This window comes from Pseudomonas grandcourensis (genome assembly GCF_039909015.1).
GTDB classification, from domain to species: Bacteria; Pseudomonadota; Gammaproteobacteria; order Pseudomonadales; family Pseudomonadaceae; genus Aquipseudomonas; species Aquipseudomonas grandcourensis.
In genome coordinates this window covers 2922768-2935325 of record NZ_CP150919.1, presented here as the reverse complement: position 1 = coordinate 2935325, position 12558 = coordinate 2922768, and the positions used below count along the sequence as shown (strand labels likewise).

Annotated in this window: 11 protein-coding genes; 3 read left to right on the top strand and 8 right to left on the bottom strand. The window is 55.9% G+C overall.

The window, feature by feature from the left end:
* Positions 1-19: 19 nt before the first annotated feature.
* Positions 20-1132, bottom strand: a complete 1113-nt coding sequence (locus AABM52_RS13240; protein ID WP_347912188.1) for an alkene reductase — start codon at positions 1130-1132, stop codon at positions 20-22.
* A gap of 37 nt (positions 1133-1169) precedes the next feature.
* Entirely contained in the window at positions 1170-1814 is a 645-nt protein-coding gene (locus AABM52_RS13235; protein ID WP_347912187.1) for a DsbA family oxidoreductase, read from the bottom strand.
* A gap of 287 nt (positions 1815-2101) precedes the next feature.
* On the opposite strand from AABM52_RS13235, the gene AABM52_RS13230 reads away from it, so the two are divergent.
* The 3 genes from AABM52_RS13230 to AABM52_RS13220 are packed head-to-tail and all read left to right on the top strand — an operon-like array spanning position 2102 to position 6089.
* Positions 2102-3367 (top strand): c-type cytochrome, encoded by a 1266-nt coding sequence (locus tag AABM52_RS13230; protein ID WP_347912186.1) that lies wholly within the window; start codon positions 2102-2104, stop codon positions 3365-3367.
* Between the two features lie 5 nt (positions 3368-3372).
* On the top strand, positions 3373-3837 hold the full coding sequence (locus AABM52_RS13225) for a (2Fe-2S)-binding protein (protein WP_347912185.1): 465 nt from the start codon (positions 3373-3375) through the stop codon (positions 3835-3837).
* A complete protein-coding gene (locus tag AABM52_RS13220) occupies positions 3834-6089 on the top strand; it encodes a molybdopterin cofactor-binding domain-containing protein (RefSeq protein WP_347912184.1) in 2256 nt (751 codons plus the stop codon). Before AABM52_RS13225 ends, AABM52_RS13220 begins: the two co-directional genes overlap by 4 nt.
* Before the next feature lie 230 nt (positions 6090-6319).
* Here AABM52_RS13220 and AABM52_RS13215 read toward each other — a convergent pair whose 3' ends face one another.
* The 6 genes from AABM52_RS13215 to AABM52_RS13190 all read right to left on the bottom strand — a co-directional run bounded on the left by AABM52_RS13215 (position 6320) and on the right by AABM52_RS13190 (position 12530).
* Positions 6320-7657: an OprD family porin gene (locus AABM52_RS13215; protein WP_347912182.1), complete on the bottom strand. Its 1338-nt coding sequence runs from the start codon at positions 7655-7657 to the stop codon at positions 6320-6322.
* Between the two features lie 136 nt (positions 7658-7793).
* A complete protein-coding gene (locus AABM52_RS13210) occupies positions 7794-9449 on the bottom strand; it encodes a cation acetate symporter (protein ID WP_347912181.1) in 1656 nt (551 codons plus the stop codon).
* Positions 9446-9808 (bottom strand): DUF485 domain-containing protein, encoded by a 363-nt coding sequence (locus AABM52_RS13205; protein WP_347912180.1) that lies wholly within the window; start codon positions 9806-9808, stop codon positions 9446-9448. The genes AABM52_RS13210 and AABM52_RS13205 overlap by 4 nt, the downstream gene beginning before the upstream one ends.
* A 31-nt stretch (positions 9809-9839) precedes the next feature.
* Positions 9840-11060, bottom strand: a complete 1221-nt coding sequence (locus AABM52_RS13200) for an FAD binding domain-containing protein (RefSeq protein WP_347912179.1) — start codon at positions 11058-11060, stop codon at positions 9840-9842.
* Positions 11057-11539, bottom strand: a complete 483-nt coding sequence (locus tag AABM52_RS13195) for a VOC family protein (protein ID WP_347912178.1) — start codon at positions 11537-11539, stop codon at positions 11057-11059. The genes AABM52_RS13200 and AABM52_RS13195 overlap by 4 nt, the downstream gene beginning before the upstream one ends.
* Before the next feature lie 289 nt (positions 11540-11828).
* A complete protein-coding gene (locus tag AABM52_RS13190) occupies positions 11829-12530 on the bottom strand; it encodes a TetR/AcrR family transcriptional regulator (RefSeq protein WP_347912177.1) in 702 nt (233 codons plus the stop codon).
* Positions 12531-12558 lie beyond the last annotated feature (28 nt).

Genomic DNA, 12558 nt, shown 5'->3' with positions numbered 1-12558 from the left:
CAACCGGTTTTGAGGTGCGTTATGCCAGCGCTGGATAGTCGATGTACCCCTTGGCGTCGCCACCAAAAAAGCTGTTACCGTCCGCCAGGTTGAGCTCGGTACGCCCGCGCAGGCGGGCCGGCAAGTCGGGGTTGGCAATGAACGGGCGACCGAAAGCGATGAGGTCGGCACGCCCCTGCACGATGGCCAGTTCAGCGGTTTCTCCGTTGTAACCACCTGCCAGCATCAGAACGCCGTGGAAGTCAGCACGCAGCTGTTTGATGATGGCGTCCCAGCGCGGATCATTACTTTCATCGAGCACCGTGCCGACCATCATCGGTTCCACCAGGTGCAGGTAAGCGAGACTCCATTTATTGAGCCGGGAAGCAATGTAGCCAAATGTCTGTTCCGGGGTGTCATCGCCCATCCCCATGAAACGTCCCATCGGTGTCAGGCGCACAGCAACGCGTTCGGCACCTATTTCTTCGGTCACGGCTTGCACGACTTCGAGCAGTAGCCGCGCACGGTTTTCAATACTTCCACCGTAGCGATCGCTACGCTGATTGCTGTCGCTGTTGATAAACTGGTCCAGCAGGTAGCCATTGCCCGCGTGGATTTCCACGCCATCCATACCGGCCAGAAGCGCATTGCGAGCGGCCTTGCGGAAATCGGAAACGATCGCTTCGATCCCCGGAATGTCCAGTTCCTGAGGGACAGGCACATCACCCCACACCCCCTCACCCTTCTCGTTCAGGATGAAGGTCTTGCCGGGGACCGGCTGTGCGGTCGGTGCCACCGGTAAGCCGCCGTTTGGTTGAAACACGGGGTGTGACACCCTCCCCACATGCCAGAGCTGCAGAAATATGCGCCCGCCCTCTGCATGCACGGCGTCGCTGACCGCTTTCCAGCCTTGAATCTGCTCGTCGCTATGGATGCCCGGCGTCCAGGCGTAACCCTGACCCTGTTGCGAAATCTGAGTAGCCTCGGTAATGATCAACGCGGCACTGGCGCGCTGGCGGTAGTACTCGACGTTCATCGATGTCGGTACGTTGCCGGGTTGCCCCGCCCGTGAGCGAGTCAGAGGGGCCATGGCGACACGGTGATTGAGGTTGAGTTGGCCGAGTTTGATTGGGCTGAACAAGTGATGGAACATGATGATTTCCTGTATGAATCGGGAATGAACAAGCGGCTTAAGCTGCCTGGTTTCGTTTCAGTATCTGGAACATTATTTCGCTGGGCTGCGCGCCACTGATCACGTCATCCGCGATCTGAATACTCGGCACCGAGCGCACCCCGGACGCCTTGGTTTGCTCTTCGAGCTTCAAAACTTCAGCAGTGCCTTCATCGGTGTTGAGAAAGTCGACAATGGCCCCACGGTCCAGCCCTGTTTCGCCACCGATATCGGCCAACACATTAAGGTCGCCGATATCCCGTCCCTCGCCGAAGTACGCCTTGAAAATGGCCTTGACCAGGAATGAAGCGTCTTTACCCGCCTGTTGCTCCCGCCATACCAACCGATGCGCTGCCATGGTGTTGGGGGTTGTTTCAACACGCTCATAATGGAAACCAAGGCCAACGGCCTTTCCGGCATGGGTGACCTGCGCATCCATGGCCTGGCTGCGCGCCCAACTTCCGAACTTGCCAGAGCGATAGGCTTTACGATCCATGCCTTGAACAGGCATGACCGGGTTCAATTGGTAAGGCAGGAAGTGAATGTGGCGGTCAGTTGATAAACCCGACGCGGCAAGCGCTCGTTCGAGATTTTCTTCACCGATCCAGCACCATGGGCAGATGAAGTCGTAAGTCACCTGAATAGTGGATGAGTGCAAACTCATGACGGCCTCCGTGGTTGAATGTTTTCACATCCCCAAGGTAAGCGTCCGGTGCCCCCCGGAGAATCCGCCTGCCACGCAACGATGCTTTTCGCAAAACGCAACGATGAGGTGATCTGCGCGCCGGCGCACTGCTGTCGTTGCGCCCGGCGCAATGTAGCGTTGCGCCTTGATGGGGTACTGCATCACAAGCGCTCTGTTTAAGCTCTCTGCGCAGAAAGTCTGCCGTACGCCAATCGCACGCGGCGGATTGAAAAATCTGTCGTTTACTCAGTTCGAGAGGTTAGGCGATGACGCGCAAGACGATCATCGGTGCCGTTCTGGCGCTTGGCGTGGTGGGGATAGGGTTCGCGTTCTGGATGATGTGGAGGCCGGAAATAGCTACTGTCAGCCAGCCTCGGAGTGCCGGACGCGAAACCCTGGACAGAGGCCGGCGCATCGTCGAGGCGGGAGACTGCGCGGTCTGCCACACGCGGCCAGGAGGCGACTACATGGCGGGCGGATTACCATTGAAAACGCCCTTCGGAACACTCTTCACCACCAACATCACCCCGGACCGGGAAACCGGTATCGGCAAGTGGTCGCTGGAGGCCTTTGAACGAGCCATGCGTGAAGGCATCGCCCGCGACGGTCACTTTCTCTATCCGGCTTTCCCGTACGTGCATTACCGAAAGTTGAATGATGCCGATATCGCGGATGCCTACGCTTTCCTGATGAACGTGGACCCGGTCAAATACACCGCACCTGAAAACCATATGGTTTTCCCCATGAACTTCCGTGCGCTGGTGTCTTTCTGGAACTTGCTGTTCCTGCATGGGGATCCGTTGGAACCACTTCCCGACCGGTCAGCGCAATGGAACCGCGGACGCTATCTGGTCGAAGGCGCGGGACACTGTTCATCCTGCCATTCGCCCCTGAATCTGATTGGCGGCGAGAAGAGCAGCGAACTGTTCAACGGCAGTATCGTCGACGGCTGGACGGCCCCCTCCCTGCGCGGGATGGCCGAAGCTCAACACCCCTGGAATGAAGCCCAATTGGTCGCCTATCTGACGGGTAAGGTCGCCGAAGATCACGGTGCAGCGGCGGGCCCGATGTTGCCGGTCAGCCTGAGCATCGCGCAATTGCCGGTGGAAGATGCCCATGCCATCGCCCGCTATATTCTTGAGCTCAAAAAAACCTCTTCGGACGTGACGTCACCGACCTGTCCTCCTGAGGCCAAGCCCGGTGCCAGGGCGCTGCCAGGCGCGTCGCTGTTCGACGGTGCCTGCGCCAGTTGCCACGGCTCCGCCGCCCCCATGCGCGCCATTGAATCGAGGCCCGCTCTGGTAAACACCAGCGCAGTGACGGCGGACTCGCCACGTAACCTGATCCAAACCATCCTGCAGGGCATCCCGATGTCCACCGCCGCTTCCAGCCACTACATGCCTGCCTTCGCAGACAGTCTGGATGACTCCCACCTCGCCGCAATTGCCGAGTACTTGCGCAACGAGAACTGCCCGACCAGTCCCTGGACAGACCTCGACAAGACAATCAAGAGCATTCGGGCTCAGGAGTAACAACCTTGATCACACTCGACATCAACGGCAAGACGCATGAACTGGACATCCCGCAAGACATGCCGCTGCTGTATGCCCTGCGCAACCAGGTAGGGCTCAATGGTGCGAAATACGGCTGCGGCTTGGGTCAGTGCGGCGCTTGCACCGTTTTAGTGAACGATAAACCGGTGTTTTCATGCCTGACACCCTGCGGCGCGCTGGCGGGCAAATCAGTGCGTACAGTGGAGAGCCTGGGCAGCGCCGACAAACCGGGGCCTTTGCAGAAAGCCTTTATCGACGAACAGGCAGCCCAGTGTGGTTATTGCATCGCGGGGATGATCGTACGGGCGCAGGCTCTATTGGAGGCCAACCCTCATCCGGACGATGAAACGATCCGTCGCCACATGGCGCCCAACCTGTGCCGCTGCGGCACTCATGTGCGGATCCTTGCCGCTATCAAGTCGGTCATCGCGCAGGGAGACAAGGTATGAAATCCTCAACGCAAAACGTCGACTTGAGCCGCCGCGCCTTTGTGATAAACGGCGCGTTGGTGATGGGGTTCGCAATGCTCCCGGGTATCCCGCGCGCCCTCGCTGACACCGAAGTGGACACCTTGGGTACGGCGATCCTGGCGCCTGATCTGCCAGGCAGCCTGCGGGCCACGCCCTATCTGGACGCCTGGATCCGCATTGACGCGAAAGACGGCATCACCGTCTACACCGGCAAAGTGGAACTGGGCACTGGCGTCAAGACCGCGCTCCTGCAGATCGCCGCTGAACGCCTGGAAGTATCACCTGGTCTCATCCGCTTTCTCACTGCCGACACTGCGCTGACACCCAATGAGGGTTACACCGCCGGCAGCCATACGATCGTCGACAGCGGTACTGCATTGTTCAATGCCGCCGCCCAGGTGCGTCAGTTGTTACTCGAATCCGCGGCACATAAATGGCGATGCAACATCGACAGCCTCAGCACGCGGGACGCTGTGATCTACGATGGGCAAGGCCGCAGCATGACCTACATACAAGCGGTGGTCGGGGTTCAATTGCATCGCTTCGCATCGGTGAGTTCCCCCTTCAAGCCAGCCAGCAGTTTCACCCTGATCGGCAAATCATTGCCTCGGCTGGACATCCCGGACAAGGTCAGCGGCGGTGCGGCCTATGTGCAGGACATGCGCCTGCCCGATATGCTGCATGCCCGCGTAATACGTCCACCCCGGCGCGGCAGTCAGCTTCTGGACATTGACGAAGCCGCCCTCAACAAACTCCCCGGTGTGGTAAAGCTGGTCCGCAACGGCAGTTACCTCGCCGTGGTCGCCACCGATGAATGGCTGGCGGTCAAGGCGATGCGCGAGGGCTACGCCACTGCCCGCTGGACAGAAGGTAATCCTCTACCTGACTCGACACATATCCATCAACTCCTCACCGAACTGCCAGCGCGGCGCTATCCGGTGAGCGCCAAGGGACACCTCACGCAACCTGAGTCGCGTGCGTACAAAGCACGGGTGACCAAGCAATACCTGATGCACGGCTCCATCGGGCCGTCTTGCGCTGTGGCGTGGTTCAAGGATGGGACGCTGACCGTCTGGACCCACACCCAGGGTGTTTATCCTCTGCGCATGGGCATCGCCGAGATGCTGGGTCTGCCTGTGCAGCAGGTACGCTGCATCCATGCTGAAGGCTCCGGCTGCTATGGTCACAACGGCGCCGATGACGCCGCCGCCGATGCCGCGTTGATCGCCATGGCACTGCCTGGCAAGCCCATACGGGTGCAATGGATGCGCGAACAGGAAAATCTCTGGGAGCCCTACAGCTCGGCAATGCTGGCCGAAATGGAAGCGGGACTGGACGACAACGGGCGTCTTCGTGACTGGAAATACGAGCTCTGGAGTACTCCGCACAACGAACGCATCGTCAATGCCGGGCGCCTGTTACCGGCGTGGCTATTGGCCAAACCCTTCACCCCTGCTCCTTCAGTCCCGATCGCCCAACCCGAGGGTGATGGCGACCGTAACGCGGTTCCGTTGTATGAGATACCCAACCTGCAGGTTGACCTGAATTTTGTGCTGACCATGCCATTCAGGACTTCGGCCATGCGTTCGCTCGGTGCCCATATCAACGTGTTCGCCATAGAAAGCACGGTGGATGAACTGGCGACTCGGGCCGCTGTGGATCCGGTGCAATTTCGCCTGAATCACTTGAGCGATCCGCGTGCACGGGCAGTGGTGGATCGCGTGGCCAGCGCGTTCCGCTGGCCGCAAAAAGCAACAGGCCCCGGCAGCGGAATCGGCTTCGCCTTCGCACGCTATAAAAACATCATGGGTTACTGCGCCATCGCCGTACAGTTACATGTACAGCGCCAGACCGGGCAAGTGACGATTGATCGGGTGGTTACCGCCGTCGATGTGGGGCAAATTGTCAGCCCCGATGGGCTGCTCAATCAGATTCAGGGCGGCATCGTGCAGTCCGCCAGCTGGACGCTCTATGAACGAATCCTCTATGACGCCAATGGCCTGCATAGCTTCGATTGGAGTGGCTATCCGATCATGCGTTTTCCCGAGGTGCCGAAACAGGTCGAGGTCCACATGATCGATCAGCCGGATCAGCCATTTCTCGGTGCCGCGGAAATCGTCCAGGGCCCAATGGCCGCAGCGCTGGGCAACGCCATCAGCAATGCCACCGGCAAGCGTATGCTTGATCTTCCACTGGCTCGACGTGGCTGGCAGGAATCGTTGGGATCATGAGCGATCCTGACGTGCTGAATCGGTCGCCTATCGCACACTCGGAATAAAAAAAGGCGGTGAAGGATCACTTGACCGCCCTACCCCAATCAAGGGAAATGTTTCTCTTCTATAAAACATGCCGTTGGAAGAGAACGGCATGTACACGCAACACTCCTGAAAGTGCTGCCTGTCAGTCAAGCGGACCGCTAACCCGCTGAATATACTTTCACCTGCGTTCTATCGGATAACGCCTAAAACAATGCCAATTGGTAATTAATGATTATCCGATTTTCGTCTTGTTGGCGGGTGTTTGGGATGTTGTTTCGTACCATTGCGTTTTTCCACATGACGCTGATGCCTTTTAGCGGCCCCGATTGCACCGCATAGGCCAGCGTTATATCGCGTTCCCACTCACTGGAATTGCTGGATGCGATGGTATTGATGTCATCACCTTTAACGTATACAACCCCCGCCGTCGCACCGGGCAAGCCCAGTTTCGCGAAGTCAAAAGCGTAGCGTGCTTGCCAGGACTTCTCGCCAGCGTGCACGAATTTTTGGACCTGCATTTCCGTGATGGTGTAAGTGGTCGGACCGTCACCCTGGTTCAAATAAGGGAAATCACTTTTTCCATTGCTAACCTCATAGCCGGCTCCGAAGGTGTGACCGGCAACGGCATAGGTAAATAATCCACTGAACAGGTTATTGTCGACCTTGCCTTTTATCGTATTACCGCCGTAGTAGCCTGTCGTGAAGTAAGCAGGGTCATGGCCGTTTGCACCATCATCCTGGCTATTGAAATATCGAATATCACTGGTCAGAACGCCCGAACCGATTGCCCAGTTATGAATCAGCCCTAGAAAGTGTTGCTTATAAAAATCTTCAAGGTTGCCGTAATAATATTGCAAGGTCAGATCTTTGGTCAGTTTGTAATCGCCGCCCGCATAAATGAATTTATTACTGAAGCGACCGGTGACAGGATTGTTGGCACCCGCAATTGACATATTTTCGTTATTGCTGGAGTTGCGGCCCTTGACCCCGTCAATTTGACCTCCTACCAGGGTCAGATCCTTGATGTCCGCGGAGGTAACCTGGGTTCCCTGCCAGGTTTGCGGCAGCAAACGCCCGTCATTGCTGAAGATAACCGGCAGTTTCGGGACCAGCGTACCAAGCTTCAACTCGGTCTTGGATATCTTCACTTTCCCGGTCAATCCCAGACTGGAAAAGTCGTCAACCGCATGATCGCCGTCGCTTGGAAACACCACGCCACCGAAGTTGGTACCCGTTGGATTGCCATGCTTGCCGGCGCTTGAATCGAGCTTTACGCCCAACATGCCTAAAGCATCGACACCAAACCCTACAGGGCCTTGGGTGTATCCGGAGATGAATTCCAGCTGGAAAGCCTGTCCCCATTCCGCTTGATAACTTTGATTGGCGGCTTTCTGCGCGGGTGTTGCAGAGTCACGATAATCGCTGTTGATATAGTAATTACGCAGTTTAAGCGCAGCCTTACTATCATCAATGAAGCCAGCCGCATGGGCTTGCTGCGCCAATACACACATGGCAGCCGCAACGGTCAAAGTACATTTCATTTATGTGCACCCAAGTTGAGGTTCTTATTTTTGTATTAACTATTCAGCGATTTTTCAGGCACAAATGCCCCAACAGCACATGGAGCATGAGCGCCGTTATTCAGGAGTTATTTAATGCAGACAGTAACTACATGGATCAATCAGCTTTGAGCTGAGCCTTCCATGTTGCCGGCGTACCCAGTTCAGAGTCGACCAACTGATTTTCGAATCGATTGCGCTCACTGATGGCACCGGCGGAGCGATCGATAATGGAAAAACAGAAAATACCGATGAATGCTACGGCCATTGAAAACAGGGCCGGATATTCATAAGGAAACCAGGCTTGCTGATGATGAAGGATCTTGACCCAAACGGTTGGACTGAGAATGCACAGGGTAATTGCCGATACCAGCCCCAGTGATCCGCCAATCACGGCGCCACGGGTCGTCAAGCCTTTCCAGTAGATCGATAACAGCAGTACCGGAAAGTTGGAACTTGCGGCGATAGAGAACGTCAAGCTCACAATAAAGGCGATGTTTTGCTTTTCAAACGCAATCGCCAGGAGGATCGACAACACACCCAGTACGATGGTCGTAACACGAGAGACGCGCATTTCGTCACGGTCACTGGCGGTGCCGCGGCGCAATGCATGTGCATAGAGATCATGAGAAACAGCTGACGAGCCAGCCAGGGTCAACCCTGCCACTACCGCCAGTATCGTCGAGAACGATACCGCACACATGAATCCGAGGAAGACATTACCGCCGACGTTATGGGCGAGGTGAATGGCAACCATGTTAACGCCACCCAATATTCCACCTGATGCATCGTGATAGGCAGGATTGCTCGCAACCAGGGCAATGGTGCCAAAGCCAATGATGACAATCAGCGCATACCCTATGCCGACAAGACCGGAGGCATAAAGAATGCTTTGGCGCGCGGCTTTAACGTCACCAACGGTGAAAAACCGCATGAGAATATGTGGAAGACCTGCCGTACCGAAGACCAGTGCCAACCCCAGAGAAATGGCGGATACCGGGTCGGAAATCAAACCTCCGGGGCTCATGATTGCCCCATGGGATGGATGAACCTGAGTGGCTTGAGTGAACAATTGGTTCAGGCTGAATCCGAACTCGGATAACACCATGAAAGCCATGAAAACACAGCCGGTCAACAGCAACACTGCCTTGATGATTTGAATCCAGGTGGTTGCCAGCATCCCGCCAAAGAAAACATAGATGACCATCAGCGTACCGACGAGCAGTACAGCCGCGGTGTAATCAAAGCCGAACAGCAGTTCCACCAGTTTTCCAGCGCCTACCAGTTGAGACACCAGGTAAAGCAACACGATCACGATAGAGCTGGACGCCGCAAAAGCTCGTATGGGTCTTTGCTTCAGCCTGTAGGACAGAACGTCCGCCAGGGTGTAGCGCCCAAGGTTGCGCAATGGCTCCGCGATCAGGAACAGAATGATCGGCCAGCTTGCAAGAAAGCCGATTGAGTAGATCAGTCCATCGAAGCCACTGGTAAACACCAACGCGGAGATGCCCAGTAACGACGCAGCAGACATGTAGTCTCCGGCGATGGCCCAACCATTCTGGAAACCGGTGATTTTGCCACCTGCCGCATAGTGATCGGCAACACTATTGTTTTTACGCGCGGCCCATCGGGTGACAAATAGAGTGAATACGACGAATGCCAGGAACATGCCTATGGCAATGGGATTATGTTTGGGCACTGCGGCGGGGACATCGCTCGCGTATACAGTTGCCGAAGCAAGGATGGCCGAGAATGTAATAAGAAGACGCTTCATTTTTTGAAGCTCCTGATGATTATTTTTATTTTTGGGTCGTAGCAGGTGTTGGTGCGCCATACGTAGACAGCAACGAGAAGAACCGTAAAGGCGAGCATTGCGAAGCCAATCGGCACGCCCCACGTCATGGGCTGACCTTCGGTGATGGGTGTACCCAAGCGGGCAGGAATAAAGGCCAGCGAAAGAATAAAGCCGAAATATACCGCCAGCATGAGAGCAGTCATGCTCCACGAAAATATTCGTCGCTGTTTTACCAATGCACAAAACTGCGGGTTTTCGAGAATCGGATTTTGAATCGTGTCTTCAAGCTGTTCAGCGGACACGGCCGGGCCACCGTCTTGCGGATATGCATGTTCCATGGTTCTCTCCTGCGAAGGGCGTGTAACTGAATTAAAACTTCACGGGCACTGCTGTTTCACGCATCACGGCTTCTGGAGTCCGGTACAACTCAGCCATTTCGCGCTCTTCCTCGCTTTTCAGCTGCGCCTGCATGTACGCACCAAGATGCCTGGCGTGCTGAACTATCGAGGCGCCGAAACGGCAACGTTGTTCGCTGTAGTCCGCCAAGGCATCTTCAACGGATGCATGTCGCTCGAGCGCTTCCACGATTGCCAAGGCATCACCGGCCGCCTTGGTCACACCCATCCCGCAATGGGGACGAACCACAAACGCCGCATCACCGAGCAAAGCAACTCGACCAAAATTCATCCTCGGTACTTCCAGGTCGTATATCGGCTGGAACAGCGGCTGCGTTGCTTTCTTCACGACTTCAGCAAACTGCGGGGCAAGTAGCGTATCGGCGGACTTATACATATTGGCGAGCACATCACGGCGTATCAGTGCCGGAGGAATTCCACCCTCAAACTGTTTTCCGCTCTCATCCCGGAGCAGATCTTTCAACTCATCGACGCCGCTGGTGCGGTACCATACAAAGTTATAACGGCGCTCTCCTGCAAGGGTGCTGTTCGACTGGCCGGCAACTGGATACCCCAAAATTTGCTCGCGCGGGGGTAAACAGAATGCAAATTTATCGAAGAGCGATGCGTGGGCGGAGTCGGAAAGAACACTTTCATCGACCAACCCGCGCCATGCGATATAGCCGGCGTATTGCAGGTGTAAGTCAGGCAAAAGCTGCTGGCGAATCGTCGACCGAAAACCATCGGCAGCAATAATGATGTCCGCTTGATGAGTTGTGCCATCAGCCAATGTGACACTGGCATGGGACTCAGTGCTTTCGACCGTGACGACGCTGCCACCGCAACGATAGAGCGAGTCCGGAAAAGCGGCGCGCAGAACCTGGTACATCTTGCCCCACGCGGTCAGCGTTTGCGGGAGCGCGTTCTCGAGTACGACGTCGCCGTCCTGGTCCAAAGTGACGCGCGAGAGCACATCGATACCAACCGACGCATCGAGCGGGATGCCCGCTGCAGCCATCGCCTCGAACAATTCAGGGTGTGTAACGATCCCCGCGCCACGTCCAGCGAGTTCATCCGGTACCCGTTCGAAGACTTCCACATCCCAGCCTTTGCGTAGCAACATGTTCGCCGCAAACAGACCACCCAGCGAACCACCGACGACAATAGCGCGGCGCTTGTTCGGCATATTAATCATGGCTGCACCTCTACAGTCGCAGCGACATGGGCGGCGTAAGAACCGACCGCTTCAATCTCGGAGGCCGGGAAGTTGAGTTCGATGGTGACGCCGCAAGGGTCTTCGATGAAGACCTGATGCAAGCCCAGACTCGGAACGGTACGATCACGCCAGGCAATGCCCTGCGCTTTGAAGACACTCCAGAACCCAACCAGGCCTGTTACCAGAAAAGCAATGTGATCAACGGTTCCAGTGCCCTTCAGCGGGATTTCTTTGTCACCGAGATACTTCTTCAGACCCTCGGGGTTAGAGGGATCGATCCCGATAATGTGGACCGTACCAAAGTCCTGCTCATCCCCTCCCATGTACAACCACACGCCAGGAAAGTCGAACGGCGGCCGGTAGCCAGGAGTGAAACCGAGCACCCTTTCATAAAATTGGCTGGACTTTTCCAGGTCGAACGACCGGATCGAGTAATGAGCGAGTTTTCGGACTTGCATGGTGCCTCCAACAGTTTTTTGTAGTTATTTATCACTCGATAAACAATAAGACCTGACGAAATTGAAGTAAATAGCCGGAGGACCACATTTTTTGGGGGCTGCCCCTTAACCACGTTGTGGTGTCGTCTCGGCAGGGCGAGTTCCAAGTGTCTGGAAAGGGCTTTTCAGAGCGAAATAGCGGGGTGCGCGCCCTCCCGCCACCTATCCGGCCAAAGGCTGAAACAGGTGATGAGTGGTCGACAAAAAGAAGGGTGAAAGCAGGGTCTCAGGAGGTCGGCAAGCGGAAAAATCAATTCAAGCGAGGCATTTCGCCGAGGTCGTTGTCGACTTGAGCCAATACATGGGGGCCGCCATTGAGGAACGCATCGACCATCTGCTCTATCAGCGCATCGATGTCCTCGGTCACTGGAAGATCGTAGATCCATTTGCGCACGCCAATATAGAAAATGCTGGCATGCAAACTCCAGATCAGTTCGAGCTCCTTTTCATTGATCGTTTCACCGGAGGAAGGCGCCAGACCATGGGTATGGCGAATTTCCGCAATAACAGGAATGAAGACTCGCTCACGCAATTTGGCCAGATACCGATCGTTGATGCCTTCACGGGTCAATCCGGCGAAAACGAAGATGCGAATCCATTCCCGCCGCAGAATCACGTTTGCGTATGAGGTATAGAAACGAACCAGGCGAGCCTGAAGGGGCTGCGAACGATCCTTGATCATCGTCTCCCAAGAGGCATCCCACTGATATACCTCGTCGTAAACACGGTCGATCAATGCCTCTTTGCTGGGGAAATAGCGATAGAGCAACGGCTGGGTAACGTCCAGTTGCCGCGCCAGCTCACGGGTGCTTCCGGAGAATCCGCACGTCGCAAAGTGCTCGATGGCTTTCTGCACGATCTGCTTTTCCCGAACCTCTGGCGAAAGGCGTCGAGTCGCCGCTTTGACGATGCCCTGTGAGTCCGCTGATTTTTCCGGCGCTTTCTCGTCCACGTTTTTTGAGTCTTGCATAACGCCTCAC

Excerpts from the sequence above, each read along its gene's own strand:
- AABM52_RS13240 (WP_347912188.1), bottom strand. The coding sequence starts at position 1,132 with ATGTTCCATCACTTGTTCAGCCCAATCAAACTCGGCCAACTCAACCTC.
- AABM52_RS13235 (WP_347912187.1), bottom strand. The coding sequence starts at position 1,814 with ATGAGTTTGCACTCATCCACTATTCAGGTGACTTACGACTTCATCTGC.
- AABM52_RS13230 (WP_347912186.1), top strand. The coding sequence starts at position 2,102 with ATGACGCGCAAGACGATCATCGGTGCCGTTCTGGCGCTTGGCGTGGTG.
- AABM52_RS13220 (WP_347912184.1), top strand. The coding sequence starts at position 3,834 with ATGAAATCCTCAACGCAAAACGTCGACTTGAGCCGCCGCGCCTTTGTG.
- AABM52_RS13215 (WP_347912182.1), bottom strand. The coding sequence starts at position 7,657 with ATGAAATGTACTTTGACCGTTGCGGCTGCCATGTGTGTATTGGCGCAG.
- AABM52_RS13210 (WP_347912181.1), bottom strand. The coding sequence starts at position 9,449 with ATGAAGCGTCTTCTTATTACATTCTCGGCCATCCTTGCTTCGGCAACT.
- AABM52_RS13205 (WP_347912180.1), bottom strand. The coding sequence starts at position 9,808 with ATGGAACATGCATATCCGCAAGACGGTGGCCCGGCCGTGTCCGCTGAA.
- AABM52_RS13200 (WP_347912179.1), bottom strand. The coding sequence starts at position 11,060 with ATGATTAATATGCCGAACAAGCGCCGCGCTATTGTCGTCGGTGGTTCG.
- AABM52_RS13195 (WP_347912178.1), bottom strand. The coding sequence starts at position 11,539 with ATGCAAGTCCGAAAACTCGCTCATTACTCGATCCGGTCGTTCGACCTG.